General features: G+C 49.1%; 17 protein-coding genes. 5 read left to right on the plus strand and 12 right to left on the minus strand.

All coding sequences use genetic code 11. The features are described 5' to 3' along the window. The first annotated feature begins 165 nt into the window (after positions 1-165). A complete protein-coding gene (locus tag S7335_RS06275; protein ID WP_198011416.1) occupies positions 166-1245 on the plus strand; it encodes a D-alanine--D-alanine ligase family protein in 1080 nt (359 codons plus the stop codon). Between the two features lie 17 nt (positions 1246-1262). Continuing rightward, the gene (locus tag S7335_RS06280; RefSeq protein ID WP_006455093.1) at positions 1263-1700 is read left to right on the plus strand and encodes a DUF29 domain-containing protein; all 438 of its coding nucleotides are present in this window, start codon (positions 1263-1265) and stop codon (positions 1698-1700) included. A 36-nt stretch (positions 1701-1736) separates the two neighbouring features. Here the strand turns inward: S7335_RS06280 and S7335_RS06285 are convergent, their stop codons facing one another. The 4 genes from S7335_RS06285 to murF form a co-directional block, all read right to left on the minus strand. Further along, positions 1737-2195, minus strand: a complete 459-nt coding sequence (locus tag S7335_RS06285) for a GatB/YqeY domain-containing protein (RefSeq protein ID WP_006454955.1) — start codon at positions 2193-2195, stop codon at positions 1737-1739. Positions 2196-2315: 120 nt separating this feature from the next. Beyond that, complete coding sequence (moeB, locus tag S7335_RS06290; RefSeq protein ID WP_006457265.1) at positions 2316-3494, minus strand: molybdopterin-synthase adenylyltransferase MoeB; 1179 nt, start codon at positions 3492-3494, stop codon at positions 2316-2318. Between the two features lie 117 nt (positions 3495-3611). Continuing rightward, positions 3612-4139 (minus strand): M67 family metallopeptidase, encoded by a 528-nt coding sequence (locus tag S7335_RS06295; RefSeq protein WP_006457143.1) that lies wholly within the window; start codon positions 4137-4139, stop codon positions 3612-3614. Between the two features lie 60 nt (positions 4140-4199). After that, positions 4200-5567, minus strand: a complete 1368-nt coding sequence (gene murF / locus S7335_RS06300; protein WP_006457057.1) for a UDP-N-acetylmuramoyl-tripeptide--D-alanyl-D-alanine ligase — start codon at positions 5565-5567, stop codon at positions 4200-4202. A 232-nt stretch (positions 5568-5799) separates the two neighbouring features. On the opposite strand from murF, the gene S7335_RS06305 reads away from it, so the two are divergent. Next, the gene (locus tag S7335_RS06305) at positions 5800-7350 is read left to right on the plus strand and encodes a hypothetical protein (protein WP_038015775.1); all 1551 of its coding nucleotides are present in this window, start codon (positions 5800-5802) and stop codon (positions 7348-7350) included. A 17-nt stretch (positions 7351-7367) separates the two neighbouring features. Continuing rightward, positions 7368-7955, plus strand: a complete 588-nt coding sequence (locus S7335_RS06310) for a TIGR04376 family protein (protein WP_006455277.1) — start codon at positions 7368-7370, stop codon at positions 7953-7955. Between the two features lie 12 nt (positions 7956-7967). On the opposite strand, the gene S7335_RS06315 is transcribed toward S7335_RS06310, so the two are convergent. The 6 genes from S7335_RS06315 to S7335_RS06340 all read right to left on the minus strand — a co-directional run bounded on the left by S7335_RS06315 (position 7968) and on the right by S7335_RS06340 (position 16381). Next, positions 7968-8759 carry a hypothetical protein gene (locus S7335_RS06315; RefSeq protein ID WP_006455467.1) on the minus strand — a complete coding sequence of 264 codons (792 nt, stop codon included), beginning with the start codon at positions 8757-8759 and terminating at the stop codon, positions 7968-7970. Between the two features lie 452 nt (positions 8760-9211). Continuing rightward, positions 9212-12373, minus strand: coding sequence for a helicase HerA domain-containing protein (locus tag S7335_RS06320; protein WP_006456860.1), 3162 nt, complete (start codon positions 12371-12373; stop codon positions 9212-9214). A gap of 45 nt (positions 12374-12418) precedes the next feature. Beyond that, positions 12419-13507, minus strand: coding sequence for a hypothetical protein (locus S7335_RS06325; RefSeq protein WP_227499955.1), 1089 nt, complete (start codon positions 13505-13507; stop codon positions 12419-12421). Then, on the minus strand, positions 13504-14778 hold the full coding sequence (locus S7335_RS25780) for an endonuclease domain-containing protein (protein ID WP_006455287.1): 1275 nt from the start codon (positions 14776-14778) through the stop codon (positions 13504-13506). The genes S7335_RS06325 and S7335_RS25780 overlap by 4 nt, the downstream gene beginning before the upstream one ends. A 5-nt stretch (positions 14779-14783) precedes the next feature. Then, on the minus strand, positions 14784-15341 hold the full coding sequence (locus S7335_RS06335) for a hypothetical protein (protein ID WP_050765789.1): 558 nt from the start codon (positions 15339-15341) through the stop codon (positions 14784-14786). A 116-nt stretch (positions 15342-15457) separates the two neighbouring features. Further along, positions 15458-16381, minus strand: coding sequence for a DNA methyltransferase (locus tag S7335_RS06340; RefSeq protein WP_050765791.1), 924 nt, complete (start codon positions 16379-16381; stop codon positions 15458-15460). 164 nt (positions 16382-16545) lie between these two features. On the opposite strand from S7335_RS06340, the gene ffh reads away from it, so the two are divergent. Further along, positions 16546-18021 (plus strand): signal recognition particle protein, encoded by a 1476-nt coding sequence (ffh, locus tag S7335_RS06345; RefSeq protein ID WP_006454126.1) that lies wholly within the window; start codon positions 16546-16548, stop codon positions 18019-18021. Here the strand turns inward: ffh and S7335_RS06350 are convergent. Both S7335_RS06350 and S7335_RS06355 read right to left on the minus strand, forming a co-directional pair. Next, complete coding sequence (locus S7335_RS06350; protein WP_038015781.1) at positions 18016-19425, minus strand: hypothetical protein; 1410 nt, start codon at positions 19423-19425, stop codon at positions 18016-18018. The two genes, ffh and S7335_RS06350, sit on opposite strands and share 6 nt — an antisense overlap. Further along, complete coding sequence (locus S7335_RS06355; protein WP_038015784.1) at positions 19415-21016, minus strand: FAD-binding domain-containing protein; 1602 nt, start codon at positions 21014-21016, stop codon at positions 19415-19417. Before S7335_RS06355 ends, S7335_RS06350 begins: the two co-directional genes overlap by 11 nt. Positions 21017-21216: the final 200 nt, after the last annotated feature.

Consider the following 21216-nt stretch of genomic DNA (forward strand, 5'->3'; position numbering starts at 1 on the left):
TCGAGCATTGGGCTTGAAACTGTGCGGATTCATTATGACCAGAAAGGTTCAACCTTTGTCAAAAAAACGCTCCTGACGAGCAAAGTAAGCGCGCATCCTTACTTTGCTATATCTGCCGTGATAGGCTAGCCGGAAGCATTGGATAGGGAAGTGACAGCGATGGCTATGCAGGTGGGTTTAGTTTTTGGCGGACGCTCTGGTGAGCACGAAGTATCGATTCGCTCGGCAGGTGCGATCGCCCAGGCCCTGTCCATAGACGAGAACCAAACTAAGTACGCTGTAGTGCCTATTTTGATTCATAAAGATGGCAGTTGGGAAAGTGGGCAAACCGCTCAGCAAGTCTTGGCTTCTGGCAAACCTGCCATGCAGGACGAAGGCCCTATTGGGGAGTTGCCCTCTGCTGCTAAACCTATCAAACGTCTGCCTGACCTGTCGGCGCTAGGCCATATCGATATTTGGTTCCCTGTTATCCACGGTCCAAATGGAGAAGACGGCACGCTTCAAGGCCTATTTGAAGTGCTAGAAGTGCCCTACGTCGGCTGTGGGGTACTTGGGTCATCATTGGGGATGGACAAGCTTGCCTCGAAAAGCGCCTTTGCTCAGGCCGGGTTGCCCCAGGTCAACTATCGCGGTGTCTCACGCGCAGAAATCTATTCCAACCCCTGCATATTTCCTAAGCTCTGTGATGGTATAGATGAAGCACTGGGTTATCCCTGTTTCGTTAAGCCAGCAAACCTAGGCTCCTCTGTGGGTATCTCTAAAGCAACCAATCGGCAAGAGCTGGAAACCGCCTTAGATCTAGCAGCTAGCTATGATCGACGGGTGATTGTAGAAACTGGCGTGGTTGCCCGTGAAATAGAGTGCTCAATTCTGGGCAATGACAACCCCAAAGCCTCAGTGCTGGGTGAGACTAGGTTTAGCACTGACTTTTACGATTACGCAGCGAAATACACCGAAGGGGGAGCAGAACTATTGATTCCTTCCCCGGTGTCGGACCAGGTGCGCGATCGCATCCAAGAAATGGCCATTGCTGCCTTTCAAGCGATCGATGGCTCTGGCCTTGCCCGAGTAGACTTCTTCTATATCGAAAAGACAGATCAGATCTTGATCAACGAAATCAACACTATGCCTGGATTTACTGCAACCAGTATGTACCCCATGATGTGGGAAGCCTCTGGCATCAAGTTCTCTGATTTGGTAGACAAGCTAATTCAGCTAGGATTAGAGAGAACAGCTCATACGTAGTGCATTCGCTAGTTCCTATGCTCAAGCTCAAATCCCTATACGATATTGATTTTAATCTTTGGATAGAAGATCAGGCGGCCGCGCTTAGAGCAAAGCGGCTAGAAGACTTGGATGTAGCTAACCTGGTAGCGGAGATAGAAGATTTGGCGAAGCGGGATAAGAAGGCCCTTCGCAGCTATTTGAAGGTGCTTTTATTGCATCTATTGAAATGGCAGTATCAGCCTGATAAGCAGTCGAAAAGTTGGAAGGCCTCTATATCGAATTCTAGAATCGAGATCGAAGATATTTTGTTGGACAGTCCCAGTTTGAGAAACTATCTACCCACTGTGGTTGACAAAACTTATGCAAACGCTAGAACGCTAGCATCTGACGAAACTGGTCTGATATTAGAGACGTTTCCAATCGATTGTCCCTATGAGTTAGAGAAAGCATTAGACCTCAGTTTCTTACCCTGACTCTACAATGTTTCTTTAAAAAAGGAAGGCTGAGCGTCAATTCATCAGCTTTGATTTCACAATCGCCTGTACTTTTCCACCGTCTGCTTGACCTTTGAGCTTTTGCATCACAGGTCCCATGACTTTACCCATATCTCGAGGGCCAGTGGCTCCAACCTGTGCGATCGCTTCATCCACAGCCGCTTCGATCTCTTCTTCAGATAGCTGAGCAGGCAGGTATTCTTCTAAGACTTCTAGCTCTTTAGCTTCTTTGTCGGCTAGCTCTTCACGACCTGCATCCGTGAACTGCTTGATAGAGTCGCGGCGCTGCTTAGCCAACTGCATGACGACGGCTAGCTCTTCTTCTTCAGTGAGTTTGTCACGGCCTTTACCTCGGATTTCGCTCTCTTTTTCAAGGATGACTTTTTTAATACCGCGCACGGTTTCGAGCCGCAGCTTGTCTTTTGCCTTCATCGCCGCTTTGATTTCTTCGGAGATGCGATCTTTTAAGCTCATGATTTATTGGTCCTAGTTGATTGTCCTAGCTGGTCTGTGGCTATAGATGACAAAAGGCTCGCGGTTTGCAAGCCTTTCTAATTCAGAGTGAATGAGTAAAACTTGACGTTTAGTCAGCGTTTAATATTCAGGGACAGAAGGATCGACTTCTCGGCTCCAGGCGAGAATGCCACCTTTGACGTTAGTCCCTTCAATCCCAGCTTCTTTTAGAATAGCGAGCGCTTTAGCAGAGCGACCCCCCATCTTACAGTGGGCAACTAGTTTGTGACCGTTGAGCATGCCTTTGAGTTTAAGTACGCCGTCCCCGTTCTCGATTTCACCAAGTGGAATTAGGGTCGAACCCGGAATATGAGCTATCTCGTACTCATTAGGATTACGAACATCTAGTAAGAAGTAGTCGTCTGAGCCGCTGTCGATGAGTTTTTTAAGATCTGTGGCAGACATCTCCGACATTTCGGATAGTTTTTTGGCTTCTGCTTCCGCTGCTTGGGGAATGCCGCAGAACTGGTCATAGTCGATCAGTTTATCGATGACGGCGCGGTGCTCTTCGGGCGGCTTACGTAGCTTTAGCTCTCGAAAGCTCATGTCCAGAGAGTTGTAGACCAGAAGTCTGCCGCTCAGCGTGTTGCCTTTGCCAAGGATAATCTTGATAGTTTCAGTCGCTTGGATAACACCAATCATCCCTGGCAAAATTCCTAGCACGCCGCCTTCCGCGCAGGAAGGAACGAGCCCCGGCGGTGGTGGCTCGGGGTAGAGATCTCTGTAGTTGGGCCCCCCTTCGTAGTTGAAGACGGTGGCTTGCCCTTCAAAGCGGTAGATTGAGCCGTAGACGTTGGGTTTGTCTAGGAGAACGCAAGCGTCGTTGACCAGATAGCGAGTAGGAAAGTTGTCGGTGCCATCTACAACAATGTCGTAGGGCTCAAAGATTTCTAAGGCGTTGTCAGAAGAGAGCCGAACTTCGTGGAGATCTACCTGACAATGGGGATTAATTTCGAGAATACGATTTTTGGCAGATTCGATCTTCGGTTTGCCAACCCAGGAAGTGCCGTGGATGACTTGGCGTTGGAGGTTGGAGTGATCGACTACATCAAAATCAACGATGCCGATACGACCGATACCTGCTGCTGCTAAGTAGAGGAGAAGCGGTGAACCGAGCCCGCCTGTACCGACGCAGCAGATACTGGCAGCTTTGAGCTTTTTTTGACCCTCGAGGCCAACTTCGGGAAGAATTAAGTGCCGCGAGTAGCGTTCGTACTCATGTTTGGTTAGTTGGATATCATCCAAGTTTGGATTCAGCATGGTGAATGGATAAAGGGGCTTGGAGTCTGGATTTGAGGCGGTGATTACATACTGTGAATCACAAACCTATTGCAGCTGACGGCAGCTAGAGAGCGTGAGTAGTGGTAAGACAATTATTTAAGCCGAGAGCGGCATTCGATCTGTTGCTGAAGAGGGCGCTATTTGCATGGCTTCTGGTTGAAACTGATGGGCGATGTCTAGTGCCCAGTTTTGAACATCAACTGCCTTGCCACGCTGAACTGACACAATTGTATAGGCGTAGTCAGGCCAGGCTAGAGCGCGATCGCACTCTGAAGGCACCGCTCTATGATCTGGATGCGAGTGGTAAACCCCAATGATGTTGAGGCCTTTATTTCTTGCCTGCTTCTGCACCCGTAACATGTCCGCAGGATCTATCCAGTAGCGTCGCTGTTTGGAGAGATGCCTTGAGCGCCCTGGGTCACTACCTGGCTCAACAGCATTAGATTCAATGACATCAGGTGTCCACCTATTGTCGAGCGCCACTAACTCAGCGACCCTTTTGAAGGGTTGGGCTTGAGAAGCGTCGAGGGTACCAACCATAAGCCCACAGCACTCTTCGGGATATACCCGTTCAGCGTGAGAGTACATAGCTAATAGCTGTTGGTTAGAAAGGACTAGCACCACAAAGCGCTGACTCTTAGGAATAGAGGTGTGAAAAATACTTGTTAATTCTAGGCTACTAGGCTACGTATCAACCATGAAATCTTTTAGAAGCTGATCGACGACTTTGTCCATTTCGACTGAGCGCGAAGCTTTAAAAAGAAGGCGATCGCCTGCCTGAAGCTGAGCTTTCAAACATTGGGCTAGCTGATCATGATTGTCAAACTGCTGACTAGGCACTGATCTAGCGCTGTCGGCCATCGCTTTAGCTTCAATGGGATCAGCCAAGATCAGGAGCTGATCGAGTGCTAGGTCGGCGACGGTTTTACCGACAAGTCTGTGTAAGTCAACCGATTGAGTTCCTAGCTCTTTCATAGTACCAAGTACAGCAATATGCCTAGTGCCTGGCTGATCTGCTAATAGCTCTAGGGCGGCGATCGTAGCTTCGGCTCCAGCATTATAGGTTTCATCTAACAACAGAATATCGTTGGGCAGTTGATGTCTTTGAGATCGCCCAGCTGGCATGGGGACGCTGAAGCCTTGCGAGAGCTGCTGCCAATTGAGATTAAGCGCTTTAAGAGTGGCGATCGCGCTCAATAAGTTCAGCGCATTATGACGACCCGGTAAAGGTAGCGGAATCTTTACCCCGTCAACGATGATATCGCTGCCTGCTATCTGGCCGCGTACATCACCGCCTTCGAGCCCATAAGTGATTTGCGTCCCAGACCAGAATCTAGCCGCAGTAGACATCAACCGGGCATCGTCATGATTCAGAACAGCCGTTCCATCAGTGGGTAATTCTCTTAGCAGTTCACATTTAGCCTGGGCGATCGCCGCTCTTGATCCTAGCCTGCCGATATGCGCTGTTCCTACGTTGGTGATCAGCGCGACCGTTGGCTTGGCAATCTGGGTGAGTAGCGCAATTTCTTCTAAGCCACGCATTCCCATCTCGACCACTGCATAATCGTGCTCGGTTGTCAGGCCTAGTAGCGTCTTGGGTACGCCAATCTCGTTGTTGTAGTTTGCTCGCGTTTTAAACACGGTTCCGAATTGAGAGAGTGCCGCTGCGACCAGTTCTTTGGTGGTGGTTTTACCGACTGACCCGGTGATTGCGACAACCGGTATGGCACATTGCGATCGCCACCACTGACCTAAGGTTTGATAGGCTGCGAGCGTATCGGTTACTTCTATACGTGGCAAAGTTACTGTCTTAGAAAAGACGCCTTTTTTGACAATCGTTGCGATCGCGCCTTTTTCCACCGCCTGTTTAGCAAACTCATGCCCGTCAAAAGTTTCACCGACTAATGCTACGAACAGCTCGCCAGCTTGTACCGTTCGTGTATCTGTGGTTACTCCTGTTGCCATAGCTTGTGTTTCTATCTCCACACAAGCCTGTGGTGCTACCCCAAGCACCTTTGCAATTTCACCTAGAGAAGCACTGAAACCGCCCATACATTTTTATGCCCCACTTGACTAATCGGATAATACAAGTACCTGCGCTAGAAACGGCAGAAGAAAACAGAGCTTAGTAACTGGCATAGTCTTAAGGGCATAGTCTTAAGGAGCTTCTTGTCGAGAGATCCTCAACCAAACTGGTTCTCATTCGAGCTAAACATTGAAACTTGATAGGTTTGTCGAGCGCTCGGGCAAAATTAGCTCGCAAGGAACATCACCAGAAAACTTGATGCCAAGGTCTACTCTATCTACTAGAATCTCGATCTCGAATAGCCGTTCTATCTCCAGCAATGCTGCTGTCGGTCTGGCAACACAGTCTAGTGAGCCGATGATCGATTCGTACAGCGATAGCCTGATGGACGATCTTTTTGGCGACGTTGACCGGCTCTTAAACGGTGATCTTAGTGACTATGAGCCCCTCGTTAGGCCGCACTCCCAACTCGCTCCTGCGCCTACGTCCCCCATCGTTCAACCAGCTTCTCACTTCCCTGCTCGAAGTGCCGCAGATGTTTACGAAACGGCCATCGCCGCCTGTCCTTCTAGTAGCTCATCATTCAGTTCCTCGATACTCAGTTCCTTGTCGCCTGTTCCTTGCGTATCATCAAGCTACCGAACTGGCTATCAGGTAGGGGAGCAGCCTGCCACTCGGTTTGAACAGTCATTTGTAAGTATCCTTCAAAGCAGTATGCAGACATCTGGCTATCCACTTGCTGATGGTGCTTCAAGTGCAGATAGTGTTTCAAGTCAGGGCATACCGAGCGCAAACACGAATAGCTTTAAGCTTGATCCTGCTGTTCAGCCAGTTTTAGTGTCTCTCTATCCACCCTCCCCTAACTCGAATTCTACCACTAAGACTTTATCTCGGCCTTTTCAGACCCTCTCTAGCTTCAAACACTGGCGAGCGTCACTACTTTATCTAACGATGGGCGCGGTGGGAGTCATCATTGCGGGTGTGCTAGGACTTTGGACTGCTAGCGCTGCGCTTGATACAAAGTTACCGTTAGATTCAGATCCTGTTGTAGAGCCGGCTGCTGTCTCTGATGCGGATTTTCTAACTTATCTAGAAAAGGCACTAGCAACTGTCAGTGCGAGTCAGCGCATAGCGGCTCAGGCAGTTGCTATCACTCCGGTTCCTGCTCTCGATTTGCCTAAGACCTTACCTACAATCAGTGCTGCTGCCAGTAGTGCTGCTGGTGCTGACGGATTGCCGCAGCTACCCAGTGTAGTGACTGACCCCCCTGTAGTGATTGACCCCCCTAATGTTGAGCATGTCTCTGTGCCGACCTATCAAAATGGTCGATTGCAAGATAATGTAGCTGCAAACTCTCCCTCCGCTCGGGCAACGGCTGCGCTACCGCCGATTGCACTATCCGCTGCGACTGGCCTGCCACAGCGTCCTACTATTCCTGTTCTAGAATCTAGTACGGCCATGGCCTTGCCGCCCGACCCACCAACTACCGGAATCTCTTCTATTCCGCTCGTGCCTGCTAGTAGTGAGTCATTACCTCCTCCTAGCGTTGATTTGGCCGTAGGTTCTGCTGTCGCCCCAACGGCTGCGCTAAATGATGTGACGCCGAGATCGGAATTAGCGCTGGTGGGCGTATTGAATTTAGGCGATCGCTCAGCAGCACTATTTGAAGTCGATGGCAGTTCGCAACGGGCCTATGTAGGCGATCGCATCGGTTTGTCCAACTGGACGCTGGTCGGTGTGAATGGCAAAGACGTTATGATTCGCCGCAACGATGAAGTGCGCTCAGTTTATATTGGTCAAAGGTTCTAATTTCTTTGACCAATCCTATGAGCTTATTCGACGATCTCAGCCGTTTTCTAGAAACTCGGCTAGACGAGTTCTTGAGAGCTAACCCCCATCTAGAGTTACGGGCGCTAGAAGATCAGCTACGCGGGCAAGAAGAAGATGCGCTTAGACTATTAACCAATCTAAAGCGACGTGAAAAGGAATTAGAAAGCAATATTCTAGATACCGCGCAAGACATTCAGCAATGGCACAAACGCATTGAGAAGGCAAAAGCCGCTAATCGGCAAGATCTCGTTGGCCCTGCTCAAGAAAGAGAAGCTGCCCTACTACGAAGAGGCAATCATCTGTGGGGTCAGATGAAAAGCGTCAAAGAGCGCATCACCCAAACGACACAGCTGCGGCAGCGCGTTAGCAAAAAGCGCCAAGAAGTCAAAACAAAGATTGCTCAGGCAGCAGCTCAACAGGCTGCTCAAAGGGCCGCTCAATCTGCAGATACCGACTGGGGGACCGCTGGCTGGAATCAAACCACCTACACGGGGAATCAAGCCTTCGATCCTTTAGATGAAACCTTTCGTCAGTGGGAAGCAGAAGAAGATCTCAACGAGCTTAAACGCAAGATGGGACGGTGAGATAAATTTTCTCTACTGCCAGTCGCCAGAAGTCACCTCAATGGGTTGTCCCGATACACTCACAACGGTTAGTGGCAAAGTTTCCGAGCGGTCTCTTCGCTCGAATTGAACGACCTGCATCCCGGTTGAGACTGGCTCTACGATCATCACGTAGCTGCTGCCATCCCATTGCAAGCGGGTAATTTGCTGGTTGAGAAGCCAGGTTTCAGCGCGATCACCTTCATTGATCTCGGCAGTGACTTCGGGTTCGTAGCAGTCCCATAGCTGATCTTCTACGGTCCACAGTCCAGCCAAGCTGATGGGCTCTATCCGAGCGCTGAGACCATAAGTGGTAAAGCTAATAATGCGATGATCCCAGAATTGACTAGATGCCATTTTTGATGGACTTTCTGAGTGATCGCTGTTGAGCGCTTCAGCGTACCTACCATTCTGGCTAAGCTGTTTTTCCTGCTCGCTCTCAGTAGGTCTTCGCCAGCTATCGACTGCCGCACATACCTCAAACTCAACAGGTTCAGCGTCCGCTATCGAACTTGGAGTGCTTGGATTACTCGATATCTGAGTGACCTCTGCTTGAGCAAGATTTTCGTTGTTGAGTAGATTGCCGACTATGGGCGATTCGGTGCAGCCCACGGTCATAAAGGTAGCTGCGATCGCCAACCCTAACTGCTCTAGCCGACTGATTTTCGTACTTTTCGTGTTCACTGATTGCACCACCACCACTAAATTATTTTGGGTTTGTATGTAGTTTTTGCTGTCTGTGTCTCGCTGACGCGATCGCAGCAGTGATGTATTGACTAAACTCAATAGAATAGGTAAAGCCTAGCGCTTATTGGTAGAAAAGAGATCCGAAGAGAAAGGAAATTTACCTTACTTTTATTTTGCTAATATCTTCGTTCTACGGAGGTACAAAGTCGTGTGACAATTTGTTCATTTAGCAGTTGGCAACAGGCCAACTGTTGTAACGAGGCTTAGCGTTTTCCTTTGTCCCTACCACGGCTCAAACGCTCGCCCCGAACTCTAGCCCTGTATGAGATTCAGACAACTGAGAAGGCCTGTGTGCTTGACGAGAATATTATGCACAATGCGTTGGAGATGACTATCTTAGGGTAGACCAGTTTATAGAAAACGTAACGACTGACTGTGATGTACGAAGCTGTCACCCGCACCAACCTGCCGATAGGCCGTCTTGATAAGAGAATTTAGTCTGTCCCTCTACTCAAAAAGTAGAACACATCACCTAGCAGATCGTAGTTTGGCTATTGAGATTGGGCTGCTATCTTTTTAATCTCCTCAAGAGGCACTTGCTCTGCTCTGACCAGCGACATGTTAGCTTTCAAACTCGTGACATTGCCAGCGCGAATGTCAAAGAACTCACCAACCTTTTGATTGGCTAGCTTGCTAGTAACGTCAATTTTGGCTTCGCTCAGCATTGGCTTCAGCTTTTTGAGTGCTGTGTTTTCTTTTACTTTCCCAACAAACCAAGAGGAAATTTGATCACGGCATTTGTAATCTAGGTCACCGGGGCTTTGAGTTGCCAATAGAATTCCGATCCCAGCCGAACGAGCCCGCTTTAGGAGACTTTCCATCGGCTCTTTAGTAGATGGTTTACCTTGCGCTGGTAAATAGAGATCGGCTTCATCAAATAGGACCACTGCTTGCAGCTTTCCTGAGGGATGTTTCTGAGCGTATCGGTTGAGATCGAGCAAAAACTGAGAGATCCAAAAAAGAATGTTGTCGTTGTCGCCTAAAGAACCCAAATTGATGATCGATAGAGGTGTTTTTTCAGATGTTGGACTAGTCAATAGTCGATCGACTGATAGTTGCTCTGATTGACTATTGAATAGATGACCTCTCATTAGGCTGAGTGTCTGAAGATCTTCGGCAAGTTTTTTGCAGTGCTTTGGATCTAGAACGCCGATCGCGTTTACTAACAATGGATCTTCTTCTGCAATGAATTCTATGAGTCGGTTGATGCTAAGTGGGTTGTCGATTTGTAATTCGCTAAGAACTGTGATCGCCTGCCCTAAAATAGCTACGCGCGATTTGTCTTGACCATACTGCTTGTAGTTCAAGATGCCTCCAATTGCTGTTGCACAATAGTTGGCAATTTGCTGGCGTTCGCCGCTGGGCAGTTGACCTAAGCCAGGAGGTGCGATCGCAATGCTCAACGGTCGACCTTGTCCTGGGATGGTTCCAGGTGTGTAGACAGAAACCTCTATCTTGTCTTGTAATAGTTGACGAGACACAGCAACTTGAGGATCGCTGTTGGGCTTGTTCCAAGCCGTAGGATCTGCATAGCTGCATAAGTCACCCTTGCGATCAAGCAAGATTGCTGGAATTTCACGCAGCAGTAGCTGTTCAATTAGGCTTAGCGCTAGCGTTGTTTTTCCACTGCCGGAGCCACCAAGAAAGGCACCGTGCCGCACCAGAGCTTCTGGTTTGATCTCTACCGACGTTGGCACAGATGTGCGGGTATGACCTAGTAGGATGGCTGAACCTGGCTTGGGTGGAGAAGAGTTGATTGTATAGGACGAAGAAGATGCGGGTCTTTTTGGTTGTGGTTCTGTAGAGCTAGTTTCGCGAGTCGGACTAGGGTATGCAGGTATAGCCGTGGGCGGTGAGTTTGGAATCTCTACTATCAGTTGCCTCAACTTAAGTATTTCTTGGATAGAGGGAAGCTGAGACAGCGGCCGTTCTGTTTGCAACCACTGCTGATAGTCAGTCCGGGAACCATGAAGTTCCCGAAACTTTTGAAGCGCTATCATTTTGCGCCAGTCAGAATCTACAACCATAGCTCTGCGGCCACCATTGCTGATGAAACTACCTATCTTCGCAGCAGTTTGTGTTCTAGGGTTGCCCGGAAATTCTGTGGTCCTAAGAATTACTGGAATGTAGCCACTAGCAGCGCTCTCAAAAGCTTGGATCTGTCGTAATAAAGCACCCCCAGCAGATGACTTTTGACATAGCCCAAGCAGCAGGGATTCTTGAATTGGGTTTTGTCCTATCTGAATATCAGTTGTGAGATAGTCTCCGCTTTTGTCCACTGTAAAACAATAGCTGTCACCTAGTTCTTTGGCGCACTGTACGATGCTGTTGCCTAGAAGGCGCAGTAGGTCGTGATCGCTCTCAGGTGGTAAAAAGGTACCAGCTGAATGATCGTTCCAAAGCTGGCTGAGCTCTGTGAACTCCGGGTCTGGGTCTGGGCCTAGGCTAGGACCAAGCTCAGGAGGCTTACCTGTAGAAATGCTCTCTTCTCTCTTTTGCAGGCACCAATCTAGAACACGTCTAGTAGGCAAGCTTGCCAGTTTATCTACTGTTCCCGATGGAAAAGGATACAAAGAATTTTGAATATCTGATATGTCAATATCGGCTGCATCATAAAGGTGCTGCAATCGTTTTTCAATGATCAGATGAACCTCATCGGTCGTTCTTTGCGCTTTGAGTGTGACAGGCGTAGGATCTAGCTCCAAACGATCAACATAGGGTGTAGGCAGTTGCTTCTTCAAGCTTTCATAGAAATCGGCTAGGCAAGAGAGTACTACAACCACGTTAGGAATTTCAGCTAGGGTAACAATGGTTTGAATAGCTCTTTGAAATCTCTGTTCGGCAAATTCCATTGTGCGTATGTCTTCTAGCTGATCGAGGCAGATAACAAAAGCGCCGCTTGTCACCGCTCGAACCAGAAGCGCTAGAGACTGTAGCACTCGTAAGGGATCGTCGTCATGATCTCGCGAAGCCATCCCACCTAACATGTCGCTGTCATAGGGCGCTAGTGGCTCGCATCGCAAAAACTTCAGCACCTTAGCGCTGATAGCCGGTTGACCTGATTGAAGATACAGCAACGCTCGGATAACGTCCAAATCCACACCACTGAACTTCTCTAGCCCTATCACCCGATCCGCAACAGGATAGATCAGACCTAATAGCTCAGAAGGGTTGAGATTCTCTTGTCTCAATAGATGCAGCTCGCTTTTGGTCATCACGCTAGGGCTTTCTGCCAGAGCGTTTGAAATTTTCATCAATCCTGTCGTGACGCCAAAGTTCTCATAATAAGGTTTCTCAAAAGAGTCAATGGTGCTTCTCAGCACATACCGCGCATAGTTGGAAACAGCAGAGGTCATCTGCATATAGCTAAAAAATCCCTGATTACGCCCGTGAGTTTGATTACGGAAAACGCGCATCAGGTGAGTTTTGCCTGCTCCCGACTCTCCTAGCAGCAGCAAAATACGCCCCGAATCATCCGCAACACCGCTATCTACTCTGCTGAGTAAGCGTTCATAAGCAGATCGAGCCGGCTGATGAATGGTGTCGACATCGTAAGGATCTGAATGCCAGATGTGATGCTGATGCGTAATTGCGTGAAAAGTATCTAAGCCTTGGTGAGAGCAAAATACGGTTAGCCGCGGTTCTATGGTCATTATGAGAGGAAAGTCCAGACAGTAAAAAGCTTGTTCGTGGCGAACTCAGTCGATACGGATGAAATGGAATTGGCTTTGCAAATAGATAATTTCAGAAGCGGCCAAGTCCTTGGCGTTGAGCAAATAGCCTAAGTCAGCGCGGCTGAGCTGAATCCATTCTTTGCGACTCGCTTCTAATAGCTTTTGCTTAAACGCCTCTAGCGTGAGGTTCCAATCTGGCTGCTGCGAATTCAGCGTCTCCCACACTCGCGAGATAAACACCTTATTATCTCCAAACCAGCCTTCATCAGTATCTTTAGCAGCCATCAATACGGTATTGGAAAAGTCCTCAAGCTCCAGATTGGAGAACTCTTGGTGGTCAGTAGAAGGTTTAGATATTGATTGATCTAAAACCTCAAGACCAGAGACTGATTCGGCTACAGTATCCGAGAGCGCCTGACGCAACACCGCTAAGCGCAATTCGTTGGGATCAGTTCGCCTAGCGCTGATGGCTTTGGCTACGAGCTGTTTGAGAGCCTTATCCCATTTCAAAGAATTGGGTGTTTGCAAAAGATTATTCAGCAACGCACCCATAATGTTCCCCTGATTGAATGGTTGCTGATTAAGCTGGTGTAGCTGGTCTTGCAAGCTCTGGCTGACGGACGGATCGCATAGTTGCTGCCACAGCAGAGCGTTGCGGGTTTGGACGAGTGTCGAGAATGCCTCTACGGGCAGGTCATATTCAGACTGGAGAATAGCTGCTCGTAATCCGTCCGCATCAGCTAGCTGCTTTCTGGTTTCTGAACTCAGCGCTGGCAAACTTAGGGCGTAGGCGATCCAGTATGTACTTTTGAGGGTAGTCCACTGCAACCTAGTCGGCAGCGTTTTTAACCCGAGCAGACTAAGAATGTGCTGAGTACCTTTATCCGTAGTCTGGTAACGGGCTTTCCCAATTAGCTCAACGTAGCTCTGTTTCTCAAGTAATAGAAGCGCTTGTTCTAGTTTCTCAGACAAGGCTGATGCAGACAGCTGACTAGCTGTAATCGCCTTTACAGCATCTTTTAACTTACTTTTAGTCAAACCGCCATCTTTTACCAGGAGCAGTCGACTAAGAATCAAATCTGAGAGGAATATGGGTTTTAGTGGACGCATCATGTCTCCATTTGAACGGGCGCTTCAGCTAGCCGCAGGGCTAGGGCCTGGTCGATAGCATTGAGGATGTCTTCGAGGTGAGTGATCACATCTTCAGAAAGAAAGCGAAGAACCCAGAAGCCTTCTTGCTGCAAGGCAAAGTCTTTACGGCGATCACGGCGATAGCTATCAAGTGATCGCAGATGGTGGTAGCTACCATCTAGTTCAATAACGACTTTGGCCTTGTCTGCTAAAAAATCGACTTCCATAGCGCGATTACCAAAGGTAATATCAACCTGGGCGTTCACCTGAAACTGTCCGGCAGTTGCCGGCCTAGCTTCTAAATATTGAAACAGAAGCCGTTCTGGGTGACTGCGATAGATATCGCCACTACTATTAGCAGGTTCGTTTTGGCTAACTGTCTTAGCAAGTCCTACCGCTGCTATTAAGATTTCCTTGGTAGCGCCGTACTGCCGCGCAGCATGAAGAATAGGCTGTATCTTATCTTCTTGATGTAGTCCGTGTTCGCCCAGCCACTGACGCAGCTCCTCTTCTTTCGGTGTGGTTAGCTTTACCATTCCGCCTCGAACAACTGCCTTCTCCCTAGATTCTGGTAGCTGCTCTATCAGCTCATCGGATTGCGACAGACTAAACAAAAGGCCAACCGGGATTGCAGGGACGGATTCAACTAACCGAGTTAGAGCTGGCAGGACAGAGTATCGAAAGAATAGCTCGCTGCAACCAGAAGGTAAGTGAATAAGGAGTCCTGGGATTGTGGTGTCAGGCAGAAGGTTAGACACAACAGCGAAACCTTGAGCAACCACAGTTGGATCATCTTCTTGTAATGTGATTCCCTCAAGCGTGAGCGTCTCCATACATTTGGCAGGATGATTCATGCCCAGTGATATCAGTGCTCTTAGCCAAAGAGCCTGAGGAAACAGAGCAGTAAGATGCTGCCAGAATTGATTTTTTTGATATTCACCCACGTAGGCTAACCACTTAGAAAGCTGCTCAACCTCTCGTTCAGCCAATTGAGCCGTCCGCGTCAATGCTAAGGACTGCAAGTCACAGTACGAAATAGCTGTAGAGAGCCACGCACAAAAGAGCGATGGCAGTGACTCGTAGGTACAAACAGCCGTACATCGCCCCGTCTGACGCATCCATCTGACCCACAGCAGATGCGTTGCTGCAGTCCCTCCTACTAGAGTAGAAAGCGTAGGAATAGACTGATTTCGGCGGGATTGGTGCAACGACAGCTTGTTTACAAAGCCTGTTTGCTGTTGATCAACTGACATAGAAACTATCTAGGATGCTCAGTCGGTGAGCGCCGCGCAGCCTCTCGACCCAAGTTTTCACGCAAAAAGCGCACGTAGTGGGCCATTATGTCTGCTGTGCCAATCACATAGTTCCCACTGGGCTCATAGTCATGACACAAGAATTGCTTTCCTTCGGTAGTTAGCCAGACTTCCTTAATCACGGACTTGGTAATCTTCAGCATCCTTCGCTCCGCAAGGTTTCTAATGAGCTGTTGCTTTGCGTTGTCGGGGACTCTACTACCTAGACTTTCAGGCGTCATTGATCCTTTGCAAGCTCTTAGTACCTTTAGCTCATCTGGAGTCACCGGCAAGCTAGTGGTGTCTAGTGCTAGCAACGTTCTACCGGGCGGGGCAATTGTGAAACGAGCAATCTCGCTGCTGTAATTTACTAGTCCCTTAGATTTCAACGACTCACAAATCCGGCTGTACTCAGCCAGACTAGTTTTGCTGCTAGGACTTAATTCTGAAACACTGACTTGATAGTTGTCACATCCCAGCAGCTTCAGCAAGAACTTCACCTCTGCTGCCCCCAAGCTTGTCATCCTCTGCTTATCCAATCCAATAGCTTTCAATAGCTTAGCCAAACTTGATAGGGCTAAAAGCTATTCTTCCGCTTTCTTTGCGCACTTACGTATAGGTTGTGTGGGAAGTGATCGGGTTAGTGATTCTGTTTCACTGCCGGTATGCGATCACCCAGCCCCACATTCCGCTCCCAGAAATACCCATCTGTATATCCCTGAATCGAAGTATCTTGCTCAGCGAGTGCCAATCGTTTCTGTGCCCAACAGGCATAGAGTTCTTCCTGCTCTATACCCACATAGTGCCGACCGAGCTTTTTAGCCACAACAGAAGTCGTTCCAGATCCAAGAAATGGATCGAACACCACATTACCCGGGTTGGAGCTGGCTAGAACCATCTTGGCTATCAGCTTTTCAGGCTTTTGAGTAGGGTGGTCTGTGTTTTCTGCCATGGACCAGAAAGGAATAGAGATATCGGTCCATAGGTTTGAGGGATAGGTGTTGCGGAAGTTGCCTTGCTGAGTTTCTTGCCAGTCTTTGGGTTTACCAGCGTTGTCTCGATAAGGCGCTCGAACTCGCCGCTGTAGCTTCACTGCTTCCACATTAAAGGTGTACTTGTCCGACATTGTGCCAAACCAAATATCTTCAGAGGCATTTTTCCAATTGCGCTTTGCCCCGCGTCCTTTTTCGCGTTCCCAAGTGATTCGGTTACGTACCTGAAAGTGCCTAGAAAACACCTGATAGATCGCATTTGATGACTGCCAATCACAGCACATATATATAGAGGCTGTTGGCTTTAGTAGACGCGGTAGTTGGGACATCCAGCTCGCTAGCCAGATCTGATAGTCAGCCTCAGGCATCACCTTAAAGGTCGAACCGTTGAAATCTTTCTGGCGGTTGTAGGGCGGATCGACGATCAGCAAGTCAACGAAGCTATCTGGCATCAACGGTAAAGCAGTCAACGAATCTTGATGAATTGTCCGATCTAGAATATCGGCTACTGACTGGGGGCCACTTATCCTTAGCAATTTGGTTGCATAGGCAACTTTTTCTGCTGTACTCATTGTCAGGGTTCGATTGTTGGGTGCTTTTTGCTTTGACAATCTTTGCTTCGACAGCGGTTCAGGCTCCACCACTCAACTCACACAGCAGCTTATCAGATGATTTGAACCGAACCCCTTAGAATAGAAACACGTAATTAACTTTGTCTATAACCCGATCACTTCCTATGTTTGAAGCCCTCTCAGAACAATTTGAATCCGCCTGGAAAAAACTGCGTGGCCAGGACAAAATTTCGGATGCAAATATTACAGAGGCGCTGAGAGAAGTTCGGCGCGCCCTTTTAGAAGCGGATGCGAACTTGGACGTGGTCAAAGGCTTCGTCGCCGATGTTAAAGAAAAGGCCCAGGGCGCTGATGTGGTATCTGGCGTTCGCCCTGACCAGCAGTTCATCAAGATCGTCTATGACGAGCTGGTGGAGACTATGGGCGATACTAATGTCCCCTTGGCCGATAGCGAGAACAAGCCAACGGTTGTCTTGATGGCTGGTTTGCAAGGTACGGGTAAGACAACAGCTTCTGCCAAACTCGCTCTGCATCTACGCAAGCAAGAACGCTCTGCTTTGCTAGTCGCAACTGACGTATATCGACCAGCGGCGATTGATCAGCTTCTGACGTTAGGTAAGCAGATCGATGTGCCCGTCTTTGAGATCGGCGCGGATGCAAACCCGGTGGAAATCGCCCGGCAGGGTTTGAAAAAGGCAAAAGCAGACGGTATTGATACGGTCATTATCGATACGGCGGGTCGATTGCAAATTGATACGGACATGATGGCCGAGCTGGCGCAGGTTAAAGAAGTTGCGCAGCCAGATGAAGTATTGCTGGTTGTAGATGCGATGACAGGCCAAGAGGCGGCCACATTGACTCGCACGTTCCACGATGAAATTGGGATTACCGGCGCGATCTTAACCAAGATGGATGGCGATTCGCGCGGGGGGGCGGCGCTATCTGTGCGGCGAATTTCTGGGCAGCCGATCAAGTTCATTGGTGTCGGCGAGAAAGTTGAAGCGCTACAGCCTTTCTATCCAGACCGGATGGCCTCTCGAATTCTGGGGATGGGTGATGTGTTGACCCTAGTAGAGAAGGCCCAAGAAGAAGTTGATATTGCCGATGCAGAGAAGCTGCAAGAGAAGATTCTGTCGGCGAAATTTGATTTTAATGACTTCTTGAAGCAGACCCGACTGATGAAAAACATGGGGTCACTAGCAGGCATCATGAAGATGATTCCAGGTATGGGGAATAAGCTCTCTTCTGACCAGCTACAGCAGGGTGAGCAGCAGCTAAAGCGCTGTGAGGCCATGATCAATTCGATGACGATGGAAGAACGGCAGAACCCAGAAGTGTTGTCCGGTTCGCCTAGTCGGCGGCGGCGGGTGGCAAAGGGTGCTGGCTATGCCGAGAAGGATGTCGGCAAGCTGGTGAGTGATTTTCAGCGGATGCGCGGACTCATGCAGCAAATGGGCCAAGGAAATATGGGGCTACCAGGATTTGACGGTAGCTTTCCTGGTATGGGCGGCGGTCCAATGGGTGGCGGACCGATGGGGAGAAATCCTTTCGGTGGGGCGCCTAGGCCCGGTTGGCGTGGCGCTGGCGGTGGAAAGAAGAAAAAGAAGAACAAAAAAAAGAAGGGATTTGGCTCTCTATAGCCTTTGCTCAATCCATGCTTTCATGCCGTCTCTTTTCAAGATAGCTCTGTCAGACTTCGGTGCTACCCATCCGTAAATCTCCTTCTCGCTGTAGCCTTTTTTCGCATTACCGAAGGCCCACTGCATAGAGGCATAGGTTGCAGGATCTCTGCCATCTAAAGAGAAATGGTCATTGATGTAGCAAGCCATTTCCCAGGCGGCTTCTGGTGTTCGGGTAAAGCGTAAGATTTGTTTTGACCAGTACATCCGCAGGTTGTTGTGTAGCCATCCCGTATTCGACCACTCGTTTTGAGCAGCATTCCAGGTACTATCGGACGTGCGAGCGTTCAAAATGTCTTCATCTGATTGCAGCTCGGGGCGTGGATCGCCTGCATGAGCCTCTAGCGTCTCTTTTGCTTTGTCTGGTAAGGCCCTGTATTCATGCAGATTAGGAACGTAGAAGGCCTGATAGTGGGACCATTCTCGCCAGGTTAGGAATTCGTCTCGAAATTTCCAGGTGTAAGTTTTGGGAACCTCTGAAGATTCAATTTCAGCTAGGAGCTGGTGCGGGCTAATCATGCCAAAGTGTAGATAGGGGGATAGCTGTGAGGTGGAATGTTCTAGTGCTGCGTTGTTTCTAATCCATTTGTATTTGGCAAGGATTTTCTCTTTTAGGATTTTGACTCGAGCTTCTATGACTGCTTGAGTCGGTGGGTGCTCTTTCGAGATTCTGATACTGTGATTGATATCGCACTGTGAAACCAGATCTTTGAGAGCTGCGTCGCTGTAGTCTGCGAAGTTGTGTTCGTTTGGTAGCGATAGCGTTTGTGCCTTGATCTGACTGGTTTGGGTCGCTGCTCGCAGCTCAGCATAACGCTCTCTCAACTCTCCGTGCGCTTTTCTAAAAGCAGGGGTTGTCTTGAGCCCTTTTGGCAGCTTGCGGACAGGAACAAGTCTAGCGGCGTCTACAAAGAATACGGTTTGATGGGCAGTTGCTAGAATTTTGTCTAATCTAGCCCTATCTCGAAAGGTAGGATCTTCGTCGGTATAGATGGCGACGGCTTCGGCGAGCAGCGATCGCATAGTCCCTTCCTCATCCTTTCGCTCTAGAGTCTGTACGCACTGGATTTTGCGCTTTCTAAGGGCGATCGCACATTCTCTAAACGCACCCAAAGCAAAGTAGAACAGACGGTCATTCGCCCAATCGATCTGCTCGTCTAACTGGCTGTAAACAACAACAGGTAAATCCAGCGCCCGCGCGTGATGGTGTGCTGCGTCTATGACCGGGTTGTCTTCACCTCGTAAGGCTCGGTTGAGGATCACTAGAACATAGTTGCCCTCTCCCAAAACAGGTTGATCATTCGCAACAGTCACTCTATCAGGCAGATCGCCGCTGCTTTGAGCGAACCCGATATCAACTGACATGAGCAGCCTCCTGAGCAGCTTTTGTAGGGAGTTTTTCAGTCGTTTTTTGTGCGCTTGCCTTGCCTTTTGAAGTACGCTTAGCTTTTGTGCGCTGAGCGGAAGTAGCCGAAGCCTTTCTTGAAGAAGTTCTGCGACGAGGTTTCTTTCTAGATCCGTGCTTTTCGTATACTTGCTCAGCTTCTTTCTTTGCTTCAGGTGTTTTCTTGATTGCCCAGAGCCTAGACTTTGCTAAGGCTGCAGCCTCTTTATGTTCCACAATGGGCGGCGGATACGAGAGTTCTCCTTCTAAGAGCCAAGGTGTCTGTAGTATTTCGTCAGGTAGTGCGGCGAGTTCTGGAACCCACTGGCGGGTAAACGTCCCTTCTATATCTTGGTCTAGCCCTTGTTTGATAGGTGAATAGATCCGGATAGCGTTGATACCTGTGACGCCTGATTGCATCTGAGATTGAGGCCAGTGGATGCCAGGCTCATAATCGGTGAAAAGCCTGGCTAGAACATCGCCACTCTTTTGCCAGGGCAGCCATAGGTCGTAGCTAGCAAAGCTCATCAGCATCGCTCGCATCCGGAAGTTAATCCAACCGGTCGCGCGCAGGTAACGCATACAGGCATCAACAAAGGGGTAGCCAGTTTGACCTTCTGCAAACGCTCGTAGCTTAATTGCATGGTCGCCGTCGTCTCGGATGCCTGTATAGGCTCTTGCCATGGGTAGCCACTCAAGTTCAGGCTCTAGCTCTAGCTTTTGAGTGAAATGACAGTGCCAGTGCAGACGGCCCACAAAAGAAGAGAGCGATCCGGCCCAGGTCCCCCTTTCTGCTTTGGGCATAGCAGCGACTTCGGCAATTCTTTTTTGAGTGGCTTGATAGGTTTCGCGCATGGAGATCGCACCGTAGGCCAGGTATGGAGAAAGCCTAGAGCAGCCACTTTCACCAGTCACAGGCGAAGACATATCTGTACGATATCTCTCGCCGCGTTCGTACAAAAAACTGCTTAGAACCTGAAGCGCTGCGTTTCTACCGGGTGGCTGCAGTGCGGTGATGCCATCGTGCTTCAGCCCTAGTACTTCGGGCGATGGCATCGTTCTATCTTCAGAATGCGCTACAAAAGAGATGCTTTCTGGCAGTGATGCGATGGGTTCTGCCATCAGCGAATCCCACTGCTTAGCCCAGTGATCGCGGTTTATTTTGGAGCCTCGCCATACGCCAAACTGAAGCGGCTCATGGAAGGCTACCCCTGCTTGCTGGCACCACTTTCTAACCGCTTTATCCCGTTGAAACGTCCAGTTGTTGCCTGTTTCCTGATGTGCCCAAAGCTCGATATTGCCGTATGTTTTCTGGAGTCGACTGAGCACCTCTACTACATCACCAGAGGCGATCGCCATCGACCCACCCAGCTCTTCTAATGCCTCAATCGTTTCTTCTACACAGCCCTTGAGGAACAAATACTGCCGATAGCTCGTATCTTCTAGTGCCCAGTAGTCTGGCTCGACAACATAAAGCGGTAGAACCGGTCCCTTTTGCGCAGCGAACGTCAAGCAGCGATGATCGAAGAGTCGAAAGTCTTTTTTGAACCACACAACTTGTACAGCGCTCATCAATTGCTATCCGCTAACGGTAAGGGTCTGATCAAAACAGCAGCGTCAATCAAGAAGAAATAAGTCCTTCGAATCAAACAGCGCTATTTTATTCAAACATTAGAAGATTCTGGGTGCCCAGAGCATCATCCTTCCTACTTACTTTTTACTTTTGTCTGTAAGCGCCTGTATAGCAAAGCGCGGATGCATACGCTTCAAGA

Origin of the sequence: Synechococcus sp. PCC 7335 (genome assembly GCF_000155595.1) — a bacterium.
In the GTDB taxonomy this organism is placed as follows: Bacteria; Cyanobacteriota; Cyanobacteriia; order Phormidesmidales; family Phormidesmidaceae; genus Phormidesmis.

Coding starts and splice junctions, on each gene's coding strand:
- ffh (WP_006454126.1), top strand. CDS start 16,546: ATGTTTGAAGCCCTCTCAGAACAATTTGAATCCGCCTGGAAAAAACTG.
- S7335_RS06335 (WP_050765789.1), bottom strand. CDS start 15,341: ATGACAAGCTTGGGGGCAGCAGAGGTGAAGTTCTTGCTGAAGCTGCTG.
- S7335_RS06350 (WP_038015781.1), bottom strand. CDS start 19,425: ATGTCAGTTGATATCGGGTTCGCTCAAAGCAGCGGCGATCTGCCTGAT.
- murF (WP_006457057.1), bottom strand. CDS start 5,567: ATGGGCGGTTTCAGTGCTTCTCTAGGTGAAATTGCAAAGGTGCTTGGG.
- S7335_RS06355 (WP_038015784.1), bottom strand. CDS start 21,016: ATGAGCGCTGTACAAGTTGTGTGGTTCAAAAAAGACTTTCGACTCTTC.
- moeB (WP_006457265.1), bottom strand. CDS start 3,494: ATGCTGAATCCAAACTTGGATGATATCCAACTAACCAAACATGAGTAC.
- S7335_RS06275 (WP_198011416.1), top strand. CDS start 166: ATGCAGGTGGGTTTAGTTTTTGGCGGACGCTCTGGTGAGCACGAAGTA.
- S7335_RS06285 (WP_006454955.1), bottom strand. CDS start 2,195: ATGAGCTTAAAAGATCGCATCTCCGAAGAAATCAAAGCGGCGATGAAG.
- S7335_RS25780 (WP_006455287.1), bottom strand. CDS start 14,778: ATGTCAGTTGATCAACAGCAAACAGGCTTTGTAAACAAGCTGTCGTTG.
- S7335_RS06320 (WP_006456860.1), bottom strand. CDS start 12,373: ATGACCATAGAACCGCGGCTAACCGTATTTTGCTCTCACCAAGGCTTA.
- S7335_RS06305 (WP_038015775.1), top strand. CDS start 5,800: ATGCCAAGGTCTACTCTATCTACTAGAATCTCGATCTCGAATAGCCGT.
- S7335_RS06280 (WP_006455093.1), top strand. CDS start 1,263: ATGCTCAAGCTCAAATCCCTATACGATATTGATTTTAATCTTTGGATA.
- S7335_RS06340 (WP_050765791.1), bottom strand. CDS start 16,381: ATGAGTACAGCAGAAAAAGTTGCCTATGCAACCAAATTGCTAAGGATA.
- S7335_RS06310 (WP_006455277.1), top strand. CDS start 7,368: ATGAGCTTATTCGACGATCTCAGCCGTTTTCTAGAAACTCGGCTAGAC.
- S7335_RS06325 (WP_227499955.1), bottom strand. CDS start 13,507: ATGATGCGTCCACTAAAACCCATATTCCTCTCAGATTTGATTCTTAGT.